The sequence below is a fragment of the Paraburkholderia sp. Ac-20342 genome, assembly GCF_017104985.1.
In the GTDB taxonomy this organism is placed as follows: domain Bacteria; phylum Pseudomonadota; class Gammaproteobacteria; order Burkholderiales; family Burkholderiaceae; genus Paraburkholderia.
The window spans coordinates 1-25,039 of record NZ_JAAGPQ010000014.1 but is presented as its reverse complement, the minus strand read 5'-3'; the positions used below and the strand labels follow the sequence as shown (position 1 = coordinate 25,039).

General features: G+C 57.5%; 19 protein-coding genes and 1 pseudogene. 15 read left to right on the top strand and 5 right to left on the bottom strand.

Annotated features, from left to right (window positions below):
• Positions 1 to 82 precede the first annotated feature (82 nt).
• The 4 genes from G3N58_RS07945 to G3N58_RS07930 all read right to left on the bottom strand — a co-directional run bounded on the left by G3N58_RS07945 (position 83) and on the right by G3N58_RS07930 (position 5,395).
• Positions 83 to 1,906: an acyl-CoA dehydrogenase gene (locus tag G3N58_RS07945; RefSeq protein ID WP_167037808.1), complete on the bottom strand. Its 1,824-nt coding sequence runs from the start codon at positions 1,904 to 1,906 to the stop codon at positions 83 to 85.
• Between the two features lie 448 nt (positions 1,907 to 2,354).
• Positions 2,355 to 3,287 (bottom strand): SDR family NAD(P)-dependent oxidoreductase, encoded by a 933-nt coding sequence (locus G3N58_RS07940; RefSeq protein WP_167037811.1) that lies wholly within the window; start codon positions 3,285 to 3,287, stop codon positions 2,355 to 2,357.
• A 256-nt stretch (positions 3,288 to 3,543) separates the two neighbouring features.
• Positions 3,544 to 4,803, bottom strand: a complete 1,260-nt coding sequence (locus tag G3N58_RS07935; RefSeq protein ID WP_167037814.1) for a TetR family transcriptional regulator — start codon at positions 4,801 to 4,803, stop codon at positions 3,544 to 3,546.
• A gap of 424 nt (positions 4,804 to 5,227) precedes the next feature.
• Entirely contained in the window at positions 5,228 to 5,395 is a 168-nt protein-coding gene (locus G3N58_RS07930) for a hypothetical protein (RefSeq protein WP_167037817.1), read from the bottom strand.
• A gap of 155 nt (positions 5,396 to 5,550) precedes the next feature.
• On the opposite strand from G3N58_RS07930, the gene G3N58_RS07925 reads away from it, so the two are divergent.
• On the top strand, positions 5,551 to 7,179 hold the full coding sequence (locus tag G3N58_RS07925; protein ID WP_205998895.1) for a Re/Si-specific NAD(P)(+) transhydrogenase subunit alpha: 1,629 nt from the start codon (positions 5,551 to 5,553) through the stop codon (positions 7,177 to 7,179).
• Positions 7,180 to 7,192: 13 nt separating this feature from the next.
• The gene (gene pntB / locus G3N58_RS07920; protein WP_167037824.1) at positions 7,193 to 8,605 is read left to right on the top strand and encodes a Re/Si-specific NAD(P)(+) transhydrogenase subunit beta; all 1,413 of its coding nucleotides are present in this window, start codon (positions 7,193 to 7,195) and stop codon (positions 8,603 to 8,605) included.
• A gap of 213 nt (positions 8,606 to 8,818) precedes the next feature.
• On the opposite strand, the gene G3N58_RS07915 is transcribed toward pntB, so the two are convergent.
• Positions 8,819 to 10,258: a TetR/AcrR family transcriptional regulator gene (locus tag G3N58_RS07915; protein WP_167037827.1), complete on the bottom strand. Its 1,440-nt coding sequence runs from the start codon at positions 10,256 to 10,258 to the stop codon at positions 8,819 to 8,821.
• Between the two features lie 535 nt (positions 10,259 to 10,793).
• On the opposite strand from G3N58_RS07915, the gene G3N58_RS07910 reads away from it, so the two are divergent.
• From G3N58_RS07910 to G3N58_RS07850, 13 genes and pseudogenes are all read left to right on the top strand, one after another.
• Positions 10,794 to 11,675, top strand: a complete 882-nt coding sequence (locus tag G3N58_RS07910; protein ID WP_167037830.1) for a phytanoyl-CoA dioxygenase family protein — start codon at positions 10,794 to 10,796, stop codon at positions 11,673 to 11,675.
• Between the two features lie 66 nt (positions 11,676 to 11,741).
• Positions 11,742 to 12,155 carry a RidA family protein gene (locus G3N58_RS07905; RefSeq protein WP_167037833.1) on the top strand — a complete coding sequence of 138 codons (414 nt, stop codon included), beginning with the start codon at positions 11,742 to 11,744 and terminating at the stop codon, positions 12,153 to 12,155.
• 226 nt (positions 12,156 to 12,381) lie between these two features.
• Positions 12,382 to 13,749 (top strand): DUF1329 domain-containing protein, encoded by a 1,368-nt coding sequence (locus G3N58_RS07900; protein ID WP_167037836.1) that lies wholly within the window; start codon positions 12,382 to 12,384, stop codon positions 13,747 to 13,749.
• A 384-nt stretch (positions 13,750 to 14,133) separates the two neighbouring features.
• The gene (locus tag G3N58_RS34620; RefSeq protein ID WP_205998894.1) at positions 14,134 to 15,264 is read left to right on the top strand and encodes a DUF5938 domain-containing protein; all 1,131 of its coding nucleotides are present in this window, start codon (positions 14,134 to 14,136) and stop codon (positions 15,262 to 15,264) included.
• 122 nt (positions 15,265 to 15,386) lie between these two features.
• The gene (locus tag G3N58_RS07890) at positions 15,387 to 15,644 is read left to right on the top strand and encodes a hypothetical protein (protein ID WP_167037842.1); all 258 of its coding nucleotides are present in this window, start codon (positions 15,387 to 15,389) and stop codon (positions 15,642 to 15,644) included.
• Positions 15,645 to 17,198, top strand: coding sequence for an AMP-binding protein (locus G3N58_RS07885; RefSeq protein ID WP_167037845.1), 1,554 nt, complete (start codon positions 15,645 to 15,647; stop codon positions 17,196 to 17,198).
• A 16-nt stretch (positions 17,199 to 17,214) separates the two neighbouring features.
• Complete coding sequence (locus tag G3N58_RS07880; protein ID WP_205998893.1) at positions 17,215 to 18,456, top strand: thiolase family protein; 1,242 nt, start codon at positions 17,215 to 17,217, stop codon at positions 18,454 to 18,456.
• A gap of 702 nt (positions 18,457 to 19,158) precedes the next feature.
• Positions 19,159 to 20,448 carry an acyl-CoA dehydrogenase family protein gene (locus tag G3N58_RS07875; protein ID WP_167037851.1) on the top strand — a complete coding sequence of 430 codons (1,290 nt, stop codon included), beginning with the start codon at positions 19,159 to 19,161 and terminating at the stop codon, positions 20,446 to 20,448.
• 8 nt (positions 20,449 to 20,456) lie between these two features.
• Positions 20,457 to 20,612: pseudogene (locus G3N58_RS07870) on the top strand (electron transfer flavoprotein subunit beta/FixA family protein); the annotation flags it as partial.
• A 15-nt stretch (positions 20,613 to 20,627) separates the two neighbouring features.
• On the top strand, positions 20,628 to 21,572 hold the full coding sequence (locus G3N58_RS07865; protein ID WP_167037856.1) for an electron transfer flavoprotein subunit alpha/FixB family protein: 945 nt from the start codon (positions 20,628 to 20,630) through the stop codon (positions 21,570 to 21,572).
• Positions 21,573 to 21,626: 54 nt separating this feature from the next.
• Positions 21,627 to 22,286, top strand: a complete 660-nt coding sequence (locus G3N58_RS07860; protein WP_167037859.1) for a hypothetical protein — start codon at positions 21,627 to 21,629, stop codon at positions 22,284 to 22,286.
• 260 nt (positions 22,287 to 22,546) lie between these two features.
• Positions 22,547 to 24,043, top strand: coding sequence for an FAD-dependent oxidoreductase (locus G3N58_RS07855; RefSeq protein WP_167037862.1), 1,497 nt, complete (start codon positions 22,547 to 22,549; stop codon positions 24,041 to 24,043).
• Positions 24,044 to 24,715: a c-type cytochrome gene (locus G3N58_RS07850; protein ID WP_167037865.1), complete on the top strand. Its 672-nt coding sequence runs from the start codon at positions 24,044 to 24,046 to the stop codon at positions 24,713 to 24,715.
• Positions 24,716 to 25,039 lie beyond the last annotated feature (324 nt).

Below are 25,039 nucleotides of genomic sequence, written 5' to 3'. Positions count from 1 at the left end.
GATAGAAACGATGACAGCGTTAATCATGCGCTATCCCTCGGGAAAAATTGGCTGGCTATGAAATGGCATCGAACCCTATTGTTTAGAACCACTGCTCTGGCATGTTCAGAGGGGTTGTCTCTAATGGATTAAGCACTGCAAGCCACCCAGCCACTTTGGGCATTTCCCATCCGAAGAAGTAGTCGCAGGCAGCAAGCTTGCCGCGATGAAAGTCAGCGCCGGTCGGGCCACTCTCGAGAGTTTTTGCAACAATTGCTTGATCGAGCCAAAGCCAGCCGACGACGACATGGCCAAAGGCCTCCAGGTAGGCGGCCGCATTTGCCAGTTGGAGTTCGGGGTCATCGAGCCGGTGCAATTTACTGGTTACGGTGCGGATTCGCTCCCACGCATATTCGAGTGTGCAGGCGTGACGATGCAGCGAGGCGGTCACTCGCGATCTGGACACCGTACTGGAGACTTTCCTGTCGAGAGCTGCCATAGCCGCATTTCCGTTCATACGTGTCTTTCGGCCAAGCAGGTCGAGCGCCTGAATGCCGAACGTGCCTTCGTGTATCGGATTGAGTCGGTTGTCACGATAGAACTGCTCGACGTTGTACTCTCGCGTGTAGCCATAACCGCCGTGAACCTGGATGGCAAGATCGTTGGCGACGAGACCCCATTGGGACGACCAACTCTTGACAACTGGGGTGAGCAGATCGAGTAGGCACTGCGCCTCTTCGCGGATGTTGGCGTCGTCAATCGAATGAATATCGTCACTAAGGCGAGCCGCATACAGACACAACGCGAGCGCCCCGGACACGTAAGCCTTCTGCGCTAGCAACATGCGCCGTACGTCGGCATGGCGAATGATGGGAGCTTGGGGAGACGTTGGCGATCGGTCGCTACGTGTCCGTCCCTGAAGGCGCGTTTTCGCATAATCCAAGGCGTGCAGGTAACCCGTATAGCCAATCGCTGCAGCGCTGAGGCCGACGGAGATGCGCGCCTCGTTCATCATGTGGAACATGTAAGCAAGCCCTTTTCCGGGCTCGCCAACGATTTCACCAACCGCACCAATCTCGCCTTCTGGGCGAAAGCGACCTTCGCCGAAATTCAGCACGCAGTTCACGGTGCCGCGATAACCCATCTTGTGATTGATTCCGGCGAGTACGACATCATTTCGCTCGCTGGGCAGTCCATCGAGGCCAATCAATTTACGCGGAACGGTGAAGAGCGATATGCCTTGAACCCCTGGAGGCAGCTGGCCGTCCTCATTGGGAATTTTGGCCAGAACCAGGTGGACGATGTTCTCGGAAATCTCGTGATCTCCACCAGAGATCCACATTTTGTTCCCGAACAGACGATAGCGACCGTTGCCAACTGGGACTGCACGCGTCCGAATATCGGCAAGACTCGATCCTGCCTGTGGCTCCGATAAGCACATTGTGCCAAAGCAACGGCCTTCCGACATGGCTTTGACATACGGCTCCACCCGCTCCCGCTCACCATGTGCAATGAGCAAATTTGCATTGGCAATGGTGAGAAATGGGTAGCCTGCAGTTCCCGGATTCGCGGCTAGCAAATAGGCCATGCCGGCTCGCTCTACGATGCTCGGCAAGCTCATGCCGTTCCACTCCGTGGGAAACGCGGCACTGACTAGTCCGGCGTCTGCAAATGCACGCAATGCGACACCAACCTCTGGATTGATGGTTACTCGTTCTCCATCAAATGAAGGCTCGTTGCTGTCGTTCTTTTTGTTGTGGGGCGCGAAAAGGTCGGCGGCGAGAGATTGGTAGACGTCCAGCACGGATGTGTAGTCGAATCGATCCTGACCAGAATAACGAGGGCGACGAACAAGCGAGTCGACTTGCAACCAGTCAAAAATGATGAATTCCAGGTCGCGGCGGGAGAGGATGAGTTCGCTGGTCATAGGAAACGGGTCGATGAATTTTTCGCCACTTTCAGGTGTGTCGTGAGATATGAAAATAATTAGGAATACATATTAATAAAATCATGCCGATGAATCCCGAAAATTTCACTAAATGTTACTTGTTGATCGGTATCAACCACTTCGTGATAAGTGCGGGCTTGCGATAAGCCTCGATTTCCGCAACGACACCTATTGTCAGCCGAATGCTCGTGACATTTTTCTCCACGACCTACTTCAACATAAATCGGCCACAAACTAATCACCGGTTACATCGGCAAATGCATTGATCGAAAATTGATCAATAGGGATCCATTCGGACACGCCTAGCTCTTCGTTGACTAGCGCCGATAGCTGGGATTGTGTGCACGGAACGCCCGCATTGTGTCGAATTTCCGTCGTGTGGTCGTCCAGATTGCCGTCGGACCCGTTTAATGCCGTACTGGACTCGTCACGCATGAGAATTGGCCGTGGCGCTTGAAGCAGTGATGCGAGCCTTCTTTAATTCGAGATCGCCTTGGGCAACGCCAGACGTCGGAACAGTCTCGCCGTTTCTGTTTGTCACTTCGTCGAGACGTTGAGCAAGCTGGTGAGGCACTTGTTCACCCGTCCCAAGATGGATACCGGAAGTCAATGTGATGTGTGCCGCCTCGAAGCTTCCCGCGCCGGCGCACAATACCATTCGGTTGGGTGCTTCTTCGCTCACAAGTGCTGCCACCGCGGGGCTAACAGAAGTGGGCGACAGGGTGTCGAGGACATCCGCGGACATTAGACCCTCAAGCATGCGTGTACCAGCTGTTGGAGCAAGGCAGTTCACCCGAATATTGTGCCGCTCACCTTCGATTGCCAGTGTCTGCATCAGGCCAACTAACGCCATCTTTGCAGTACCGTAGTTCGATTGCCCAAAATTGCCATACAGCCCAGATGACGATGTGGTCATCACGATGCGCCCATACTGTTGTTCTCGCATGACGTCCCATACTGCCTTGGTGCAATTCACTGATCCCATCAAGTGAACTTCGATCACCGCACGGAAATCATCGAGGGTCATCTTGCTAAAGCTCTTATCTCGCAGGATGCCGGCATTGTTTACCAGAATGTCGACATGGCCCCAGCGTGAAAGAGCTTGATCCACCATTTGCTGAACCTGTCCAGAATCGGTAACCGATGCACTGTTCGCAATCGCTTCACCACCAGCGGCTTCGATTTCGTCAACGACTCTTTCCGCGGTCGTCGCGGATTCGCCTCTACCGTTTACGTCGCTACCCAGATCATTAACCACGACCTTTGCCCCTAGCCGCGCAAGCAGCAGGGCATGTTCACGCCCGAGACCTGCGCCAGCTCCGGTCACAATCGCAACTCGATTTGTCAGATCTATTTTCATGGATCGCCTCCTTAGTAGTTTTGTCGTGGCCTGCGGACGTACCTTAGAGTTAAAGGTGCAGTACATGATGGACGACAGCACCGCAAATATTCACCCTGCTGCGAGGTGGTCATGACGACTTGGTCTCGCGATTTGCACTACAAAAGCAGACGTTTGTACAGATATGACGCGTGGCAATCTTCGAGATGACTCGGAATTTAGCCAGCGATTGTGGTCATCTTAGGATGCGAGATAAATTGAGTCAATTGTTTTTCGATCACTTGTACTGATTTTTTGTGGCGGGCGATTTAGCGTATCCTAGCTCGTCAAACGCCATCATGAACTCGAGTCGAAGGTCGCTCAGGGCTACGACGTCCGCGCCAGTTGCCAGCAAGCGAACTTGCATGCCGGTGAAGAGGCTGGCAATCAGGAGTCCATTTGCTGTCGAAGCGTTGTCATTGAACTTGGTGAGCAGTCGATGCCACGCCCGACTCCGGTCGCTGACCCACTGACCGACCATTGGTCTGAGCGCTGGTTGTCGCGCGGCTTCCACTTCGACTGCGAGCGTTGCCAGGTTGAATTCGCTGAACTGCGTAACCTCCCTTGTGAGCACAGCAGTAGTCAGGTCGGCAATTTGGTCGAGCGATGCGGAAGCCAGATCAGTTCCGTTTGCACTTTCACGGTAACGCGTCTTCGCAGCTTCATAGAGATGTTCGCGTGCTGCGTCGATCAGAGTGCTGACGGGTTTGAAGTAGTAGGGCGGAACTGCCGGTGCGACACCCGCTTTCAAGGCTACGGAACGCCCCGTCACGGCCCCGGCACCGTGAGTAGCCATCAGTTGGATGGCCGCATTTAGCAAATGTTCGCGGGTTTCTCGTCCCTTGCTGTGTTTGGTGGACTCCTTCGATGTGGTGGGCCGATCAAGCAACTGTGCTGGGCCTGGTATATCCAGGCCGGCTGAGATGCAGGCTGAAACCTCATCCGGGGTTAAGCCGAGCGACAGGATGATAAACAGCAAGCCAATGGTCTGGTCGATTGTTACCTGAACCGCACGTGGCTCAATGTCTGCTCCGAGAAGTGAGGCTATATCGGTCCAAATTTCTCTAAGCTTGGCATACCAGACTGTCGCGAGCGTGCGGGTGCTGTGGTTGCGGGCGGAAATGAGCATAATTTCGCACCAGGCAATCGAACGCAATCGGTCTCGTCCGGCTGCGTTGCGTAACAGGTTGGCAATAAACTGATTGAAGGTCGGGCGGCCAGAGGCGAGCCCTGCCTGCTGTGATGCGAAGCTCCGAAAACGCGTCATGTAATCCTCAAGGAGCACTGAAGATGCATGCTCAAGTAGATCGAATTTCGACGCATAGTGGTACGTCGTGGCTGCGAGCGAGACCTCTGCCCTCGCTGCGACATCGCGATGTGTTAGCCCGGCCTCGCCGATTTCGCCCAGCAGTTGAATAGCCGCGTGTGCGATTCGGTCCCGTGTCACCTGGGAGCGGTGTTGCTTAGGCTGTCGTGCAGATTCCGTTTTAGGAAGCATGTGGAGCGATTTCCAATTTCGCAGATATGCCATTTTGCCAAAAAACCTGGGACGATGAAGCTGTGATGCGGTGACGTGAGAGGTGTTTCCTCTGTCGACATTCAGGTCGCAGCACCTGCGTGTGAGGTTGGTCTGGCGTCGAGTTTAGCGGCTTGGTATCAAATTCGTCCTGTTCTAATGGTCGCTCTCTAACCGTTCTCGCCGATGTACGCGAGGCTCACTGGGCCGTCGTATCCCTGCAGGGAATTCATGAATTGAATACCACTCGATTCAAAAGATTAATTTCATGAAGACTCTGACACTTGATATGCTTGGCGAGCCTGATCTGGTTAGAAAGGACACCAGATATTCCTCAGAGAGAGCGGGGCATCGCAATGAACCTGCTTGATCTGACGAGGGGGGGCGCGCTTGTGGCTGCGTTAAGTCACAGAATCTGAGAGGAAGGCACGAAGCTGCCCGCAAAGCAGAGGGTGTGCGTGATCGTGTCGAATTGCAAGTCCGCCGCAGCGTGCGGCGAGGCCGAGGAACTGGCCTGCCGCGTCGCCTGGAGAAGGGCGTCGCCAGAACGTTCGAGTGCATTCGGGGCGGGCATGGGCGTTTCGACATCCTTGTCAGCAACGCGGCTGCGAATTAGTGGTGGGCCTGCTCATCTGTACCCAGATAGGTCGGCTTTAGTCACTCCTGAGTTTGGTAACTTGAAACGCGGGTCGGAAATCCTTGCGACGGCCACTACTGGTAGTTCACGATATGACATTACGGATTGGAGTTCCTCTCGAGACAACCAGCCAGGAGCGACGCGTAGCGACCGTCCCTGACGTGGTCGAGAAGCTGATCAAGCTGGGTTTTTCGGTGACCGTGCAAAGCGGCGCAGGCGCAGACGCGAACTTTAGCGATGACGACTACCGCGCTGCCGGTGCCGAGGTGGTGACTTCATCCGCCGAGCTTTGGGGGCGCAGCGAAATCGTTTTCAAGGTCCGCCCCCCGAGCAACGAGGAAGTGGCTCTGATGCGCGACGGCGGCATGCTGATCGGCTTTGTCTGGCCGGCCCAGAACCCAGAGCTGATGCAGCAATTGGCCTCCAGGCGGGCCACGGTGCTTGCCATCGATTCGCTGCCGCGGACGCTGTCGCGCGCGCAGAAGATGGACGCGCTCACGTCGATGGCTGGCGTGAGTGGCTACCGTGCCGTCATTGAGGCGGCGAATGCGTTCGGCCGCTATTTCAGCGCCCAGATCACGGCTGCGGGCAAGGTGCCTCCCGCCAAGGTCTTCATCGCCGGCGCTGGTGTGGCGGGTCTCGCGGCGATTGGCACGGCCGTGGGCCTGGGCGCGATCGTGCGCGCCAATGACACGCGCGCCGAGGTGGCCGACCAGGTCAAATCGCTAGGCGGTGAATTCGTCAAGGTCGACTACGAGGAGGAGGGTTCGGGCGGCGGTGGCTATGCCAAGGTGATGAGCGAGGGCTTCCAGCAGGCGCAACGCGCGATGTACGCGCAGCAGGCCAAAGACGCGGACATCATCATCACCACTGCGCTGATTCCCGGCAAGCCGGCGCCGAAGCTCATCACGGCCGAGATGGTGCAGTCGATGAAGTCGGGAAGCGTGATCGTCGACATGGCGGCCGAGCAGGGCGGCAACTGCGAGCTCACGGTGCCAGGCGAGGCAGTGGTGCGCCACGGCGTGACCATCGTCGGCTACACGGATCTCGCGTCGCGTCTAGCGAGGCAGTCGTCTACGCTGTATGCGACTAACCTGCTGCGCGTGGTCGAGGAGCTGTGCAAGACCAAGGACGGCACGATCAATGTCGACTTCGAAGATGACGCGATCCGGGGACTCACGGTCATCAAGGAAGGCAGCGTTACCTGGCCGCCTCCGCCGATCAAGCAGGTGGTCGCCGCACCTAAATCTCAGACTCCTCCACTCGCGGTGGCCGCGGCGAAAGGCCACGGCCACGGCCACGGCCACGGCAGCGGCAGCGGCAGCGGCAGCGGCAGCGGCGAACCGATGTCGGCCAAAGCGCTCGCCGTCGTGTTCGGCCTCGGTGCACTAGCTTTCCTGCTGGTTGGCCAGTTTGCGCCGGCCACGTTCCTGTCGCACTTCACGGTTTTCGTGCTGGCGTGCTTCGTCGGCTACATGGTGATCTGGAACGTCACGCCGTCACTTCACACGCCGCTGATGAGCGTGACCAACGCGATCTCGTCGATTATCGCGATCGGTGCGCTGGTGCAGGTTGCGCCGCCGTTAGACGGGGCCGCGGTGGGCGGCCGGCCCTCCGGGCTGATCCTGGGCCTCGCAGTGGGCGCGCTGACGCTCACGGCCGTCAACATGTTCGGCGGTTTCGCGGTGACGCGGCGCATGCTGGCAATGTTCCGCAAATAAGGGGGCAACAACGATGACTTCCAATTTGACTAGCGTCTCCTACATCGGCGCGGCCATTCTCTTCATCCTCAGCCTTGGCGGGTTGGCCAATCCCGAAACCGCGCGCCGCGGCAACCTGCTCGGCATGATCGGCATGGTCATCGCCGTGCTGGCAACCGTACTCGGTCCACGCGTGTCGGCCGAGGGCACTCCGTACGTCGTCGCCGCGCTGGTCGTCGGGGGTACCGTCGGTCTCTTCGCCGCGAAGAAGGTGCAGATGACGCAGATGCCCGAACTGGTTGCGCTGATGCACAGTCTGGTCGGCCTGGCGGCCTGCCTAGTGGGCTTTGCCAGCTACATCGATACTTCGGTGCAGTTTATCGGCGCAGAGAAGGCCATCCACGAAGTGGAAATCTACGTCGGTATTCTGATTGGCGCCGTGACTTTCGCGGGCTCGGTCATTGCGTTCGGCAAGCTCTCAGGCAAGATCGGCGGCAAGCCGCTGCTGCTCCCGGCACGGCACTGGCTCAACCTGGCTGCGCTACTGGTGGTAATCGTGTACGGTCGCGCGTTCCTTCATGCGGAGACCATTCAGGCCGGCATGATGCCGCTTGTTGTGATGACCGTGGTTTCGCTGCTGTTCGGCGTGCACATGGTGATGGCCATCGGCGGCGCCGACATGCCCGTGGTGGTGTCGATGCTCAACAGCTACTCGGGCTGGGCGGCGGCTGCCACTGGCTTCATGCTCAGCAACGACCTGCTGATCGTGATCGGCGCTCTGGTCGGCTCGTCGGGCGCGATTCTGTCCTACATCATGTGCCGGGCGATGAACCGCAATTTCATCAGCGTGATCGCCGGCGGCTTCGGTACCGGCAGCGGCGTGTCCGCACCGGCGGGCGGCGGCGCACAACCAGCCGGCGAAGTGGTGGCGGTGAGTGCAGTGGAGTCTGCTGAGATGCTGCGCGAAGCCCGGAGCGTCATCATCGTGCCCGGTTACGGGATGGCCGTGGCACAAGCCCAGCATACAGTGTATGAACTCACCAAACTGCTCCGCGAGAAAGGCGTCGACGTGCGCTTCGCGATCCATCCGGTGGCAGGTCGCATGCCGGGCCACATGAACGTGCTGTTGGCCGAAGCGAAGGTGCCCTACAACATCGTCCTGGAGATGGACGAGATCAACACTGATTTTCCCGAGGCCGACGTGTCGATGGTTATTGGCGCAAACGACATCGTGAACCCGGCAGCGCAGGACGACCCGGCCAGCCCCATTGCCGGCATGCCGGTGCTGGAGGTGTGGAAGGCCAAGACTTCAATTGTGATGAAGCGAAGCATGGCCTCAGGCTATGCCGGAGTGGACAACCCGCTCTTCTACAAGGAGAACAATCGCATGTTGTTCGGCGATGCGAAAACGATGTTGAGCGAGATCTTCGGGGCGCTGAAGGGATGACGAGGAGCCATGCTGGAGCAGGTGCGCGATCGACGCATACGCGTTGAAGCAGGCAAGCTCCAAATCCTTCCCGCCTCTGTGAACTGATCACAGACTTGATATGACATTTCGGCGCTGATCAGTGGCAAATCTGTGCATTGCTGAATCTTCCCAGCACGGTTTGCCGCCACGAGATCGACTGACGCGCAACAATCTGGTCAGGCGCAGCGAGTCTTACGCTGCCTCCTTCGCGGTAATGTTTCCGTGTGCGAGGCGAATCGTGATGGCTCTCATCAACGCGAAAACGCGGTCTACGTCCGGCGGCTGCTTTTCGGAACCGAACATCAAGATTATCGCCCCCTCCATTTGTGCAGCGATTAGTCTCGCGCGTGCATGGCATTCGCGTGCGGTGGCTGACGCGTCTATCTCGCGCACCAGATCGACATAGATCGCTCGATAGGCCGAGTACAGTCTTCTCAGAAGGTCAAGCGTGATGTCCGAGTGCTGGGCTAACGCTAACAATTCGAATTCGAATTGACAAATCCTTGGGTCACGTGCTTCTTCAAAAGCATCGTCGACGATTTCACGCAGCCGTTCCATCGCTGGTTTGCCGGTGGGCCTGCCCATATCTGCATAGCGGTCTAGATAGGCGTTTAAGAGTGCGGTAATGGTGGAACGAAGCAGATCGTCGTGCGTTGGAAAATAGTTTTTTAGCGCAGATCGCGGAATGCCGAGTTCCTCGGCCACCCGAGCCAGCGTGAAGTTCGCGTACCCTTCTGCCGCTAGAAGATTGGCGGCAGAAGAGACGATCTCGTTGATCTTCACCTCACGTCGTTTCCCCTGGACCGTGGGCCGGTAATAGGGGGTATCTTGTCCTGCTTGTCGCAAACTCAACTCGAACAATCCATGTTTGACGTGCTCTTCAGATCCCAGGATGCTGCTATGTGTGCTGCCCTTGCCGTGTGCCTGTTGTCTGGGTGAATCGTGGAACGGGACGCTGCCTTCCAGTTCCTGCTGCGGCAAACTCGTGATCATTTTCGCGACTCGTCTTGTCAAGCGAACGAATTCTGCAAAGTCCTTATCAGAGTCTTTTCCGAAATGATTGGCTATCACCAGTCCTGCCATCTGAACGACAAGAATGGACGCGCGCACCAGCCGCTGTTCGTTGGTTAGAGTTGGATGAATGTCTGATAGCAGTTTCGCGAAGCTACTCCGATATTGGGAATGCATCTCTTCAACGAGTTTTGCCGCATAAGGCTCATGCTGGGCGAAAGCCCAAAGTTCAAGCAGGAACTTTGGCATGTCCGTTTCGTTAATGTCGTGAAAAACACGATCTACCAGCTCGGAGCAACGCCGTGTCGGGCTAACGCCGGGCTGGTTTGCGATGGCCGTGTGGTCTTTCACTATTTGGTGCACGTATATTTCCAGCGCCGCGCGCAACAATTCCTCTTTCGTTCGAAAGTAGTATTGAAGGTTTCCCAATGTGATGCCTACGCGCGCCGCGACCCCGCGAGCCCCAAATCCCGCATAGCCATCCTCCTGAAACGCTTGCTGAGCCGCAAGAATGATCTGCGCAAGGCGTAGTTCCCGGTTGCCTCGCGTGACCGGCCCGGTGTCGGACCTTGCCCCCTCAGATTCGTGAAGCGTTTCTTCTTCTGGCGCCTTTCCGTGCACGTCGGTTCTCCTTAAAACTGACAGTAGCCTGTCGAGGATTATAGGTCGCTCCGGCGGCAGGAGGAAACACCATTATGAACTTGCACGGTTGATGCGCCCTTGCACCGAGGCTGCGGGTGACATCTGCACTAGCGTGACAACCACTGTGAAAGAGCAACCCTGGAAGAGGCGCCACGCATGGCGCTCGTCGTTCGGAGAGGATGTTCTGCGAGTTGGTGTTTTCCCTGCCATCGGGTTTCTTGAATGTAGGTCATTGCGGCGCTATGATTAGGTCAAAGAGGTGCATATAGTAGGTTGTGATGTCGCAAATATTGGCTCGCCGATTCATCTAACCATGCTGACCAGGTACAGGACCTTTGGCGAGATTGCGTCTGCGAGCCAGCCGACCGTGAGACTTATCCTGACAGTCCGCACGTTGAAGTGTTCGTAATCGGACCAGCGTGGCTCTCCCATGCGATTGCGGCGAGACGTAGTGAAGTGAAGTCTTTCGGTTTCCATGCAATTGAATCAGACTAATTTTTTGAGAGGTCAAGACATGAGCATCAGTAAGTTGTCCAATACAGCATCACCCGATGAAATCGCCGCTGTCCTGAGAGAGGACGGGGTTGTCTGCGTAACCGGCTTCGCATCGCCAGAAACGCTCGATGGCTTGAAAAAGGATCTGATGCCACTTCTGGACCAAATTCCGGCTGGCGACGATCCGTTTTTTCACGGTGAAAAAACTCGCCGTCTCTCGCGGCTTTTCGGACGCACGGATCACGCAGTTTCCATTGCGCTGAATCCACTGTTTCTCGAGACTGCGCGCAAGATTCTGCAGGTGAATCCGGTCAAGATCTGGCTCGGAGATCAGATGCTCGAGAGCGTGTCGGACATCCAGGTTGGCGCCACGCAGGCTATCCAGATCTGGCCTGGTCAGGGGGGGCAGCCTTTGCATCGCGATGATGCTGTTTATCTCTGGCGTCATCCGACCTTTGGGCGGGAGGCTCGCGTCAATGTGATGGTGGCGCTGACCGAATTTACCCATGAGAACGGTGCGACCCGGGTCATCCCCGGCAGCCACAAGTGGGATGATGAAAGGATGCCGAAGGTTGAGGAGACAGTTTCCGCGGAAATGAGCGCTGGCGATGCGCTCATGTGGCTTGGCTCGACATACCACGGCGGCGGCGAAAACACTTCGAATGGGCCGCGTACCGGCATCTCAATGCCCTACGATCTGTCGTTTTTGCGGCAGGAGGAGAACCAGTATCTCTCGGTTCCCATCGAGAAAGTCAAAGCCTTCCCGGAGGAAGTTCAGCGTCTTCTTGGCTGGTCGAGGGGAGAAACGTTCCTGGGTTGGATTGAACTCGGCGGCAAGATTGTGGATCCGCTTGAGTTGCTGAAGCTGGAGAGTTTCAAGGAAGTCGGCCTGATTCCGTAAATCACCACCCTAGACTTTGAGCGTCTTGACCCGTGCCGGGTTTTTAAAAAAGGATAACTAATAATTATGGAGACAACTACCAAACGGCAGTCTATCGTTCCGCCCCCGTTCCAGGTGTGGCACGACAGTTTTCATTTCACCCCGGCAACTCGCGTCGGAGACATCATCTGGGTTTCCGGTCAGGTTGGACTCACTGCTGAAATGAAGGCGGGCGAGGACATGCAGGCGCAGGCCAGGATCGCGTTCGAATCCTTGAAAGCCATTCTCGATTCAGCCGGGGCAAGCCTGGCTGACGTTGTCGAACTGACGACCTTCCATACGGACCTGCGGGGCGAAATGGAGGCGTTCCAGGCTGTCAAGGACGAGTACTTCCCGCATCGTTATCCATCGTGGACTGCGGTCGGTGTGACGCAACTGGGCCTGCCTGAGCTATACGTCGAGATTCGTGCGGTAGCAGTTGCTGGGTCTGGCGAGGGCTAAGCCCCGGCGTTTGACGGCATGAAGATAGGCATGCTCGACCCCTACGCAGACAGCTTATATCAGGTCGAGCTGCCGGCAACCTTGGCAACGTGTTCCGATAGGGACGGCACGCAAATCTGAGGCGTTGGTATCGGGAGTCCGGTAGCGGGCGATGGAATCGAAGTGATCGTGTTTCGCCTGCGAATTATGCAACCGTGATTCGAAGGCGAGAATTGAAGGGGAATCCATGATGAAGAAGTGCAGAATCGTAGTTGTGTTTGCTGCCGCGCTTGCCGCATCGTTGACGATCGGGATCGCGGTAGCGGCGGACGATCTCACGCCCGAGGGCGGAGATCGATCGGCAAGTAGCGACGGCGCCGTTCCGGCCTACGTGGGCAGGCAGCCGCCCGATCCCGGCTGGGAGTACGGGAAATATCGCGGTGATTTCTGGAAGCATCGGAATGAGAAGCTGCTCTATTCGATCGACTCCTCGAATGTCGACAAATACGCAGACAAGCTGACGCCCGGCCAGATCCAGCTTGTCAAGCAGGAAAAGGGCTATCGGATGGACGTCTATCCGTCGCACCGTGAATGCCAGTTGCCGGATTCGGTAGCACAGAACTCGAAAGCGAATCTAACCGCTGCGAAGCTCGATTCGAGCGGCGAAATGGTGCAGACAGCGATTTTCCCTAGCGTGCCGTTTCCGCAGCCAAAAAACGGTGCTGAAGCGATTCTGAACTACGTGTTGCGGTACCGGGGCGAAGGTCAGGAGTGGCCGTCGGTGGTGACGTCTGTTTCCCCACGTCCGGGTAGCAGCGACTGGATCGATGTGCTCAGCACGTCGACTGTGTATTATCCGGTGGGCAAACTGGGCAAGACCACACCGCAGGACGTTGATCAGTTCACTCAGGGCCTCTACTTCCAGATGAATTCGCCAGCCGCGCTGGCGGGACAGGCGCTTGTACAGCGCCAATACTTCGACAAGGATACGGAAACGTACTATTACTTTCCCGGACAGCGTCGGGTGAGGCGCATGCCGGCCTATACACACGACGCGCCGGCGATTGGCTTCGAGAATCAGTACCTGATTGATGAAGTCAATATGTTCTTTGGCTCGATCGACCGCTTCAACTGGCGACTCGTCGGCAAGCGCGAGATGATCGTGCCATACGACTCCTTCGGCATGTACAACTTCAACGACAAGCTGCATGACGTTGCAACGCCGAACGGCATTGCCGCCAATCATCGACGCTACGAGGTGCACCGCGTGTGGGTTGTCGAGGCGACGCTCAAACCCACCGCGCGCCACGTTGCGTCGAAGAAGGTGTTCTATCTGGACGAGGACAGCTGGCTGGCGCTCGTCGGCGAAGACTACGACGCCCAGGGCAAGCTGTGGAAGGTGCGGGAAAGTTACCCGATCCCGGTATGGGAACTGGACGGCGCCTGCGATAACGAACCGTTCGTGCAATACGATCTGATCAACGGACGTTATGTATTCGATTTATCGACTATTGGCCAGGGTAAGGACATTCATTGGTACAAGCAGATCACCGGTCCACAATTCAAGTCCGACTTCTACTCGGCGGAATCACTGAGGTCGGTCAGCGAACGCTAACGCCCTTTGATAAATGAAGAAAGCCGATGTGTGCCTTAGGTGCATGTCGGCCCCAAAAAAGACGGGACAGAGATGCGTGCCAGAGAGGTTGTACAGAAAACTGCGTGAATGTTCGCAGTTTCAGGAACTTTGACGCTAAACGTATACCGCTCAACCCTGACTGAGGCCATGAAGGATGAGGGTGGAAAACAGGCTCTCTTCGCGCGCGAAGTCGTACTGGCATAGCATTGAAATTTTTTTGTCTATTCAGATAAGTATTCCTTATTTTTTACATGGACTTGGCGAGAAACGGATCGTCGGTGGCCCGACGTGAGGCGTGGCTCACGGTACCAAATCAAGGCTGACCGATTCAACGCTTAACAACCGTACTATCAGGAGACAATCGTGGCAAAGCACCCCGTCGTCATCTATGGCGCAAGCGGTTACACTGGCATGCTGATCATGGACTGGTTGATCGACCAGAACATCCCGTTCACCGCGGTCGCGCGCAACGCGGGGCGCGCGAAGGAAATGATGGCGCAGCGCGTCGTGCGCCTCGAGTCGGCGAACTACGAGATCATTGAAGCCGAACACAACGTTGACTCACTTGTCGCTGCCTTCCGCGGCGCGAAGGTTGTGTGCAACACCGTTGGACCGTTTTCCAATTTTGGGCTTGTCGGCGTCGAAGCAGCGCTTAAAGCAGGCTGCCATCACCTGGATACCACTGGCGAGCAGATTTACATCCGCCAGGTGCGCGATCAATTTGGGGAACTGTATCGGCAGGCAGGTCTGCTCGTGTCCCCTTCGAATGCATACATGTACTCCTTCGCCGAAATTGCCGCCGAGTTGGCGCTCGAGACGCCGGGTGTCGATGCGCTCGAGACCGCCACGTTGTGTCGCGGACCGCGTGAAACGGCAGGGGTGAGCGTGGGTTCGGCAGCGACGATCTTCGAGGGCGCCCGGAACGAACAGTGTTACTTGTGGGAGAACAAGCTGCAGCCGCACGCTCCGCAAGCGTCGTTTAACGTAGTTGACCCCGCGTTCATGCAACCGGTCTTCTCGCTGCCGTGGGGCGGCACGTCGCTACCCGTCTACTTCGAGCATGATCCGCGTGTGCGTAGTTGCATTTCGTGCGTCGGTTTCTACGACAACAATGTGATGCAAGCCGTGCACGGGTTCGAGCAGAAATGGCAAGCCGAGTACAGCCATCTGCCGCGGGAACAGCAGGATGCGATTCTGAAGCAGGTCGTCGATTCGACTACGCCGACGATGCCGCCACGAGAACGTACGACGATTCAGCGCACCGTTGACTTCGCTATCGGCCGCGGACAAATGTCTTCGGTGCGTGCAACGTTGCATGGCGTCACGCCATACATCTCCACCGGCGCCATTCATGCCGCCGGTGTCGTCAAGCTACTGGACGGCGACACTGCCAAGGTCGGTTTCGCGTCCGGCTCGAAGGCGTTCGGACACCGCTACCTGCTCGGCTTCTTGGAGCAGCGGGGGTTGGCTCGCGCCACGATCTCCCAGCTGTAACCGTAATTGTCGTGCGGCCATGATCAAGTCGTCGGGCCGCAGCAGAACACACACCAGAGCACGCCCCGCAAGCCGTCTTTGGGGAGCTGCGCCGAGAATCAGTTGAGAAGGAGGGGGACTCCATGCAACTTAAGCACATTGGTATTGCTGCAGCGGTCGCGGCGGCCGGGCTGGTGGCAGCCTACCCATGGGCGGAGGCAGATCGCATTGGCATGTTCGACCTGTTCGCGAAGTCAGCGCGCACGGATGCTGGCACCGGTAGCAGGAGTAACTCCGACTCATACACGCGGGGCCACCGAACGGACTGGTCCGATGACCCATACACGGAAGGCATGGGCAGCCCCGTCATCGGCCCGCAGTTGATCCCAAGGAATATGTAAATGGCAATTATTGATTTTTTCGACCGTGGGTGGCGTATCAACCCTCACGGCATCGCTTATATCCAGGGCGAACGCAGTTTTTCGTTCCAGGAGATCGGTGAGCTTTCGTGCCGCGTCGCCAATGGGCTGATCGCTACCGGGTTCGAGAAGGAAGCGAAGGCCGCAGTCTGGGCAGACAACGACGTGATCGCCTGGGGCTGCGGACTCGGCATTTGGCGTGCCGGCATGGTGTACATCCCCGTGAACGGGCGCAACGCACCGGCCGAGAACCAGCCTGTGCTCGACGCCTTCGACTGCGAGGCGCTGTTCTTCCAGCATGCCTTCGCGCCAGCGGTCGAGGCGCTGCGTGACAGTTTGCCGAAGATCAAGCTTTGGGTGTGCATTGACAGCGATTTGCCGTGGGCGCCGTCGCTCGAAACGTGGAGCGCCGGTCAATCGTCGACCATGCCGCGCGTCGATTACGACATGGACGACATCGTCACGCTGTCGGCCACCGGGGGCACGACGGGCGCGCCTAAAGGCGTGATGAACACGCATCGCGCGTTTCAGACGTACTTCGCGCAATTCATGATCGCTTTCCCGTATGGCACGCAGCGCCCAGTGAATCTTGCCGCCGCTCCGATGACGCACACCGCCGGGATGATGTCGCTTCCGTGCACGGCGCGCGGCGGCACTGTGGTCGTGCTGCCGAAGCCGGATCCCGCACTGCTGCTGGCCGCCATCGCCAGGCACCGCGTCACCGAATTTTTCCTGCCACCGACGGTCATCTATCGCCTGCTTGATATTCCGGGCATTGAGCAGCAGGACTTCTCGTCGCTCAAGTACTTTCTCTACGGCGCCGCACCGATGTCGGTGGAAAAGCTCAAGCGCGCGATCGAGGTGTTCGGCCCGGTCATGGCCGGTGGTTATGGGCAGACCGAAGCCGCGGCATCGATTTCCAACATGGCACCGGACGAGCATTTCGTTGACGGCAAGATCGCTTCCGATGAACGGCTGTCTTCGGTGGGCCGTCCGAACCCGCTGATCCACGTCGAGATCATGAACGATTGCGGCGATATCCTGCCGCAAGGCGAGACCGGTGAAATCTGCGTGCGTGGCGACCTCATCATGAAGGGCTACCACAAGGCCCCGGACAAGACTGCCGAAACCATCATCGACGGTTGGCTGCACACCGGTGACATCGGCCACCTCGACGCCGAGGGCTACCTTCACATCACCGACCGCAAGAAGGACATGATCATCAGCGGCGGCTTCAACGTCTACCCGAGCGAAGTCGAGCAGGTCATCTGGGCACACCCGGCGGTGCAGGATTGCGCGGTGATCGGTGTACCCGACGAGAAGTGGGGCGAGGCGGTAAAGGCAGTCGTGGAACTCAATGCGGGTCAGACCGTGAGTGCCGAGACACTTGTTGCTCTGTGCAAGGAGAAGCTCGGGGGAGTCAAGGCGCCGAAGAGCGTGGACTTCGTGGCCGCGCTGCCGCGCAGCGTCATCGGCAAGGTGCTGAAGAAAGACCTGCGAGAACAGTACTGGCAAGGCCTGCAACGCAAGATCTGACGAGAGCGATAAAAGAATGAGCAACATCTACATTGCCGGTATCTCCATGACAGTGTTCGGCCGGCACTTCGAACGTAGCCTCGACGATCTGGCCGGCGAGGTACTGCGCGGCGCGTTGAAAGATGCCGGTTGCGGCGCCAACGCGATTGGCGCGGCTTACTACTCGGGCGTCACTAACGGCATGCTGCAGGGCCAGTTATCGATTCCGGGTCAGGTCGTACTCAGCAAGATCGGGATCGAAGGAATTCCGGTGTTCAATCTCGAGAATGCCTGTGCGAGCGGCAGTACCGCGGTACATCTGGCGATACAGCATCTGCGTGCAGGTGGCAGCGATGTTGCGCTGGCGCTCGGCGTAGAAAAGATGAACGTCGAGGACAAGTCGAGGACGTTCGCACTGTTCGAGACAGGCTGGGATGTGTCGAGGATCGAGGAGAACTTTGCGGCGTTGACGAAGCTGGGAGATGGCATCGTGCCGCCGCCCGGCTCGGAGTCTGACCGACCCTACAGCCGCTTTATGGCGGTTTACGCCGCGCTATGCCGGTATCACATGAAGACCTACGGCACGACGCAACGTCAGATCGCCGCGGTCTCTGCGAAGAACCACGGGCACTCGGTGCATAACCCGCTTTCACAGTTCCGAAAGACGTTTACGATCGACGAGGTACTCGCAGCGCCGCCGATCACGTATCCCATCACGTTGCCGATGTGCGCGCCTGTCACGGACGGTGCGGCCGCCGCCATCTTGTGTACCGAGGAGGGCTTGCGACGCATCGGTGCCGATCGCAGCCGCTGTATCCGGGTCGCGGCAAGCGTGCTCCGCAGCTCCACCCCTCGCCGTATCGACGAACCGGAGAAGAACATTGGCCGCCTTGCCGCGCTTCAGGCGTACGAGCAGGCTGGCCTGAGCCCCGAGGACATGGACGTGGCCGAGCTTCATGATGCTTCGGCAATGGGGGAGATCATTCAGGCCGAAAACCTCGGCTTTGTGCAACTGGGCGAAGGCGGTCCCGCTGCCGAGCGCGGCGAGTTTACGATCGGAGGGCGAATTCCGATCAACACGTCGGGCGGGCTCGAATCCAAAGGCCATCCGCTCGGCGCGACTGGTATCGGCCAACTGTACGAGCTGGTCACTCAGCTACGCGGGGAGGCTGGCGCGCGTCAAGTGCAGGGTGCACGGCATGCGATTCAAGAAAACGGCGGCGGATTCCAGAGCATCGAAGAAGCCGCGCTTGCGATTCACATCCTGAGCAAGGATTGATGGAAACAGCGGTCGAGGTCCGGCCGCTATGTGGTTTGTGATTGTGATGCTGCAGCCGCAAATCACCGGGATCCAATATGGTCAAATCATATTCTCAAAATCTAGCTGAGCGAGCGATGAAGACGGCCTGTGCAATATGCATTTGCCCGTTATTTAAAGAAAACGGTCAGATATGGGGCACTACATTTCCAATGCTTTGAACGCTTCCTTGTGCCTTTTGGTCTTGTCCAGTTCTCTCTTGGCGCTCACAGCGACGCGCCGGATCATAGGTCACTTTGGTGTAGGCAGAACGCATTATTGTGAACTGCGGCTTTCGACTTACTCCTCTATAGAGATCGCGAAGTAAGCCGGCGCCGGCTCGTCGTCGACTTCCCTCGAGTGGAAGCGGAATGAGGTAAATGCGGACGCTCCATGCCGGTAGGGTCGTTGTGAAAGTTGGCGTTTCCCCTAGCTCATTGTTCCTTGATATTAGGTCATTGTGGCTCTATGATTAGGTCATTAAGGCGTATATGGGTGGCGCATAGTCGCCCATCCAGGACTGTTTAGCTAACTGTGGATCTTCTTCGCCAAAGAACGAGCGAAGAACCGAACCGAGGGCGCTTGGCTTGATAAAGCTAATTGGCTCATTTGTTAGGAAAATTAACTACAAGCGCTGGGTCTCCATAAATCCAGTTGGCGTGTGCCCAAGATAGGAGCATCGAAATGATTCGTCTGCACAAGTCGGTTGCGTTGCCGTTCGTCGGAATGAGCGGTTTCGAGACGCCGCTGAGCGAAGAGGAAGCCGCAATTCAGAGCACCGTTCATCGTTTCGCGCGTGACGTGCTGCGTCCTATTGGTCGGGAACTCGACCGCATGAAGCCTGAGGATGTAATCGCTGCCGGGTCGCCGTTCTGGACCGCTATTGTCGAGAGCGCAAAGCTGGGTCTTGATCCTCAGTTGATCGCCCAGTTTCCGCCGGAGGTTGCTGTCCGAATCGAGTCGCTCATCGGCGAAGAGTTGGGCTGGGGCGATCCAGGTATTGCCGTCTCGATGGGCGTGACAATGATGCCATTGTTGATGGCGCACTCAGTAGGCAATCAGGAGCTGATCGATATGTGCACGAACAAGATCGGCTGCTGGATGAACACGCAGCCGGACCGTGGTTCGGATTCCGCGATTCTGTGTCGCGGAGAGCTTGGCGCATATGGCAAACAATCGGTAGGCAACATTACTGCGAAGGTGGGAGCCGACGAGATCGTCATCAACGGGCAGTATTCGTCGTGGGTGTCGAACGGGACTGTGGCGCAGGTGGGCCTCGCTTATATGGCGGCGGACTATGGTGACGGTTTCTACGGTGCCGGCGAGCAGAGCGGCATGACCAATGGTATCGGCATGATTATTCCGTTGGATCTGCCAGGAATTTCGCGCGGCAAGCCGCTCGACAAGATCGGTCAGCGCTCGCTGCCGCAGGGTGAGATCTATTTCGATAACGTGAAGGTACCGAAGCGCTTTGCGATTGCGCTGAAGGACGAGTATCTCGGCAACCTCACTTCAGCGTGGTCGTACGCCGGTACGCACATGTGCCAGGTGTTTGTCGGCACGGCGCGTGCGGCCCTCGAGCTTGCGCTCGAGTATTGCCACGAGCGCAAGCAGGGCGGCGCGTCGCTGATTGATCATCAACTGACACAGTTCCGCATCGGCGAGATGGTGCGCCGTCTGGAGACCGCGCGTGCGATCGCGCGCCGCACCCTTGCGTTCTCGCGGATATCGCCGCGGGCCCACCCTTATGTGACCGCGATGGGTAAAGTGAGTGTGACCGAAGAAGCGATGAAGATCGTGCACGAAGCATTTCAACTGTTTGGCGCCAATGGCACGACGCGCGAATTTCCGATCGAGAAGCTGTTCCGCGACGTACGCTCGGCGCTGATCGAGGACGGTGAGAACTACATCGCGACGACGCGTCTGGGTCTGCTGGCGAGCCAGCTCTACCAGAACGGGTGGGGCAAGCAATAGGGGTCGTCGTGGATACGGTCAGGGCGGGAGATATCAGCGTCGACGTGACGTCGCGTCTGAATGCGCTGAAGGTCAGCGAGCCGCCGAGGCGCGCGCCCGGTGTGATGGTTCCTGACGTGAAGACGCTGATCGAGAGGTTGAAGGTCGAAGCGAAGGTGCTGTAAAGGGAGCGGATAGAAATGAAGATTCTGGTAATCGCCGAACATGAAAATGTATTGATAAGGATCGCTACGTTAAATGCCGTTGCAGCTGCGGCAATTGTTGCCACCCTCGTGGAAGCCGACATTCATGTGCTGGTGGCAGGTCACGATGTGGGCGATGTCGCGAATGCCGCAGCGAAGCTCCCTGGGGTTGAGAAAGTGCTTGTGGCCGACGAGCCGCAACTCGCAGACGGCCTCGCGGAGAATGTTGCTGCAACCGCGCTGAATCTTGCGGCGAGTTATTCGCACATCTTCGTGCCGGCGACTGCATATGGGAAGAATATCGCACCGCGTATTGCAGCGAAGCTTGACGCCGCCCAGATTTCGGACATCACCGCAGTTGAAAGTGCCGACACATTCGAGCGCCCGATCTACGCCGGCAATGCGATCGCGACAGTTCAATCGTCGGATCCCATCAAGGTGATCACGGTACGGTCCACGGGCTTTGACGCGGTGGCAACCGAAGGCGGCTGCGCAGCCATTGAGAAGATCGAAGCTGCGCCCGATGCTGGTGTATCGCAGTTCGTGAGCCGCGCAGTGACGAAACTCGATCGCCCGGAGCTAACGAGCGCAAAGATCATCGTGTCGGGAGGTCGCGGCCTCGGTAGCGGGGAGAACTACAAGACAGTGCTGGAGCCGCTGGCGGACAAGCTGACTGCTGCGCTTGGTGCGTCGCGTGCGGCAGTGGATGCAGGTTTCGCACCGAACGACTACCAGGTGGGTCAGACCGGCAAGATCGTCGCGCCACAGCTATACATCGCGGTCGGTATATCGGGAGCGATTCAGCACTTGGCCGGCATGAAGGATTCGAGGGTAATCGTCGCAATCAATACGGATCAGGAAGCGCCGATTTTCAGTGTGGCGGATTATGGCCTTGTCGGTGATCTGTTCAAGGTGGTGCCGGAACTGATGGTGGCGATCTGATTGAACGGGCCGGCGAATAAATTAAGAATCTGACTAGATGTTGAGGCGAAAATCATGGATCTTCGAAGTATCATTCTTTGTTTTGCTTGCCTGAGTCTGGCGGCAAGCGGATTTATTTTTGGCGCGAAATTCATTAAAAAGAAGAATTATCTTCTTGGGCTGGAGTGGTTTATTCTGGCCACATCATCGACAAATTTTCTGTTCTTTAACATAACTGGATCTCCCGCTTTATATAAAATTGCACATTTTTTTGATGCGTTTTCCAGGGGGTTCGGTGTTCCGGTTGTAGGTGTGGCGGGTTTGATGGCTGTCACGCATAATTACAAGCCGTCAGTGCGGCAGGATATTCTGTTATTTGCGATATCCATCATAGGCACAATTTTCATTGTCAATTTTGATTTTCTGACTGAACCCTTGCCTTATTTTTATTTGGTCATGTGGGGGGCGATGATGATCTACTTGTGCTGTATCGTCAAACGATTGTTTGAGATTGGCGAGGCTTTTAATGCCGTGATGTTGATGTTGGGAATTGTTTCTTCGTCGATTATTGCCGGAATATATGATTTCTATAAAATACCGGGAGAAGATACTAACGTCGTATTTAACTTCTTCACTCTTGCCTTGCTAACTTGGGCATATTTCGCAGTTGCTATTTATTACTCGTATTGTGCGTTAGAGCGTGGGCAAGGACGGTGGACGGCGGTGGCAGCATAAGCTTCACCGATATGGCACCGGGGATTTTCCGCGCAAACAACTGACGGAACGTAAGACCAGCGGACGAGCGTGGGGCGAGGGCGGGCCTTCTTGCGATGTGAATGGCCGGGATGGCTCTGGCTCCGCGGTACGGCAGGTCGTGGACGAGATCTTCGCCGCATGCGACGAAGTGAGGGTCAGCCGCGCGTCCGTCAGTGGCTGAAACAAATCCAGGATTCATTTCGACTACCTGGATCGCTCATAGCAGTCACGGAAACAACATGACAGAGAAATCGCCCCCCGATACTTCAGCCAACCTGCAGCGCAGGCAATGGCTCAAATACGCTGGTGCCACGGCTGCGGTGGGCAGTTTGGCTCTCGGCGCCAAACCGGCAAATGCCGGTACCGTTGCACTTGCGCAGAAGTCGGACGATGTTCTTGACGTCGCCATCATCGGTGCAGGGCTGGCAGGCCTGACAGCGGCGCGTGACCTGCAATTGGCGGGTTGCCAGTCGTTCGTGGTGCTGGAAGCGCGCAACCGCGTTGGTGGGCGTACGTACAACCACGACTTGGGTCACGGCGTTGTGTCCGAAGCTGGCGGCCAGTGGATCGGCCCTGGCCAGACGGCGATTGCTGACCTGACTCGCGAACTCGAAGTCGAGACGTTCCCAACTTACTACGCTGGCAAGACAGTCATTCTGGCGGGCGACGTCCGGGTGACCCAGGACCTTCATGGTACCAGCGGCGGCGACGACGCAATTGCTGCCAAACTTGACGAACTGGCGCGCGGCGTGCCGGCTGCCGCACCTTGGAAGGCCAAGAACGCAACTGAGCTCGACAAGCTGTCGTTCGGTGATTGGTTGCTGCAGCAAGGTGTGAATTCTGAGGACGGGTACTTCTTGGGTATCGCGGCAAAGCTGTCGCTTGGCGGGTCGCCGGCGCAGCTTGGGCTGTTGCAGTATCTGGCGACGATCAATAGTGCCGGAAACAGCCGCGCCCGACTCGAATCCATCAAGGACGGCGCGCAGGAAACGCGCTTCATCGGCGGTTCCCAGGTTCTCAGCATCAAGATGGCGGACCAGCTTGGTAGCAAGGTCCGGCTCTCGTGCCCCGTGCGTAAGATCACCGGCTGGGATCGCGAGATCGTTGAGTTGAACACCGATCAAGGCTTAGTGCGTGCGCGCCAGGTGGTCGTTGCGTTGAATCCGGCGCTGTGCAACCAGATCGTTTTCGATCCGCCGTTGCCCGATGGCCGTGCGCAATTGCAACAGCGTTGGCCCACGAATGCCCCAATGCGCAAGACGGTGCATGTCTATGACCGGCCATTCTGGCGCGATGACGGCCTGAATGGACAGATCTTCCAGGTCGGCGGACCAGTCTTCATGGCCTATGACAACTCCCCGCCAGATGCATCGGTTGGCGTGATCAGCGCATTCGTGGCACCGGGCTCGGTCCCCGGCGATCCCAAAGCAGCCGAGCGGATGCTGTCCGCGATCTATGCCCAGTCCTTCGGATACAAGGCGCTGCGCCCGACGCAGTTCCACGATTTCGACTGGGGCCGGGTCGATCCATGGACGTTGCAATGCATCCATCCCATACCGCCAGGCTTCTGGACGAAATGGGGCAAGTTCCTCCACCCGTCTGTGGGCCGGTTGATCTGGTCGGGAACTGAGACTGCCGACCTTTGGGCCGGCGCAATGGACGGCGCGGTGCGCTCCGGTCACCGGGCGGCACTGCAGGCGCTGGCGACCTTCGCACAACGCAGCGAGGGAGCATAAATGAAACGGACCTTGATTATCGTGGCGATCGTGGGTGCGCTCGGCGCGGGTGCACTCTACGGGCGCGACATGCTGGACGGCATGCGCTTCGAGAAAGCCATGTCCCAGATCAGTGAAGCGAACAAAGCCGACGCCGGTCCCTGGCCCCAGCCGCAAGAGACCTGCTTCTACTGTCATGGGTCGCATGGGCAGTCGCTCAACACGTGGTATCCAGCGTTGTCCGGTCAACCGCCGGTCTATGTGGCCGAACAGTTACATGCGTTTGCCACGGGGCAACGTCAGAGCCCGTATATGGCGCCGCTCGCGAAGGATCTCACCGATGCACAGATCGATGCACTGGCTGCCTACTTCGCCAGGCAAGCGCCGACTCGAAACGAGGACGTGCCAGCCGACTCGGCGCTCGAGAAGCGAGGACTGGCGCTGCTTCAAGCCGGGAGTTGTCAAGCTTGCCATGGAGCAAAGCTGATGGGCAAAGATCGGGCGCCTCGACTCGCCGGACAGGGCGAGGCCTATCTTTCGGGTCAATTGGCCGCGTTCAAGTCAGGACAACGTCATGACCCGACCGGCGCCATGAACGGCATCGTAGCAACGTTATCGAGCGAAGACATTTCCGCGGTAGCTCGCTACCTGGCCAGGGTGTCGCCGGGGCAGGATGGCATCGCTGTACGCTAGTTTGCCAGGCGATCACAGAAATGTGAAGGCTTGACTCAAGTCAAGGTCGCCAACGTCACGTCTTCTGGACGCATGGCAATTCGGATCTGTTGAAGCAACGGATTCTCCGGTCCTGAACGAGACGGGGTGCCAAGTTTTCAGGATTCCGAATGATTAGAAGTGGTGAGTCCTTTCGAGGAACGCCTGTCACGTAGATAGTCGAGCCTGAACAATCCTCGAAGCCTTATGGTGCAAGGCTTTGCGCTCTGAATGGGGTTGAGGGAATTGCAGGAAGCAGGCATATTAACGCGTAATTCCTGCATTTTTTGACGAGGTGCGGATGGG

Excerpts from the sequence above, each read along its gene's own strand:
- G3N58_RS07945 (WP_167037808.1), bottom strand. The coding sequence starts at position 1,906 with ATGACCAGCGAACTCATCCTCTCCCGCCGCGACCTGGAATTCATCATT.
- G3N58_RS07940 (WP_167037811.1), bottom strand. The coding sequence starts at position 3,287 with ATGAAAATAGATCTGACAAATCGAGTTGCGATTGTGACCGGAGCTGGC.
- G3N58_RS07935 (WP_167037814.1), bottom strand. The coding sequence starts at position 4,803 with ATGCTTCCTAAAACGGAATCTGCACGACAGCCTAAGCAACACCGCTCC.
- G3N58_RS07930 (WP_167037817.1), bottom strand. The coding sequence starts at position 5,395 with ATGCCCGCCCCGAATGCACTCGAACGTTCTGGCGACGCCCTTCTCCAG.
- G3N58_RS07925 (WP_205998895.1), top strand. The coding sequence starts at position 5,551 with ATGACATTACGGATTGGAGTTCCTCTCGAGACAACCAGCCAGGAGCGA.
- pntB (WP_167037824.1), top strand. The coding sequence starts at position 7,193 with ATGACTTCCAATTTGACTAGCGTCTCCTACATCGGCGCGGCCATTCTC.
- G3N58_RS07910 (WP_167037830.1), top strand. The coding sequence starts at position 10,794 with ATGAGCATCAGTAAGTTGTCCAATACAGCATCACCCGATGAAATCGCC.
- G3N58_RS07905 (WP_167037833.1), top strand. The coding sequence starts at position 11,742 with ATGGAGACAACTACCAAACGGCAGTCTATCGTTCCGCCCCCGTTCCAG.
- G3N58_RS07900 (WP_167037836.1), top strand. The coding sequence starts at position 12,382 with ATGATGAAGAAGTGCAGAATCGTAGTTGTGTTTGCTGCCGCGCTTGCC.
- G3N58_RS07890 (WP_167037842.1), top strand. The coding sequence starts at position 15,387 with ATGCAACTTAAGCACATTGGTATTGCTGCAGCGGTCGCGGCGGCCGGG.
- G3N58_RS07885 (WP_167037845.1), top strand. The coding sequence starts at position 15,645 with ATGGCAATTATTGATTTTTTCGACCGTGGGTGGCGTATCAACCCTCAC.
- G3N58_RS07880 (WP_205998893.1), top strand. The coding sequence starts at position 17,215 with ATGAGCAACATCTACATTGCCGGTATCTCCATGACAGTGTTCGGCCGG.
- G3N58_RS07875 (WP_167037851.1), top strand. The coding sequence starts at position 19,159 with ATGATTCGTCTGCACAAGTCGGTTGCGTTGCCGTTCGTCGGAATGAGC.
- G3N58_RS07865 (WP_167037856.1), top strand. The coding sequence starts at position 20,628 with ATGAAGATTCTGGTAATCGCCGAACATGAAAATGTATTGATAAGGATC.
- G3N58_RS07860 (WP_167037859.1), top strand. The coding sequence starts at position 21,627 with ATGGATCTTCGAAGTATCATTCTTTGTTTTGCTTGCCTGAGTCTGGCG.
- G3N58_RS07855 (WP_167037862.1), top strand. The coding sequence starts at position 22,547 with ATGACAGAGAAATCGCCCCCCGATACTTCAGCCAACCTGCAGCGCAGG.
- G3N58_RS07850 (WP_167037865.1), top strand. The coding sequence starts at position 24,044 with ATGAAACGGACCTTGATTATCGTGGCGATCGTGGGTGCGCTCGGCGCG.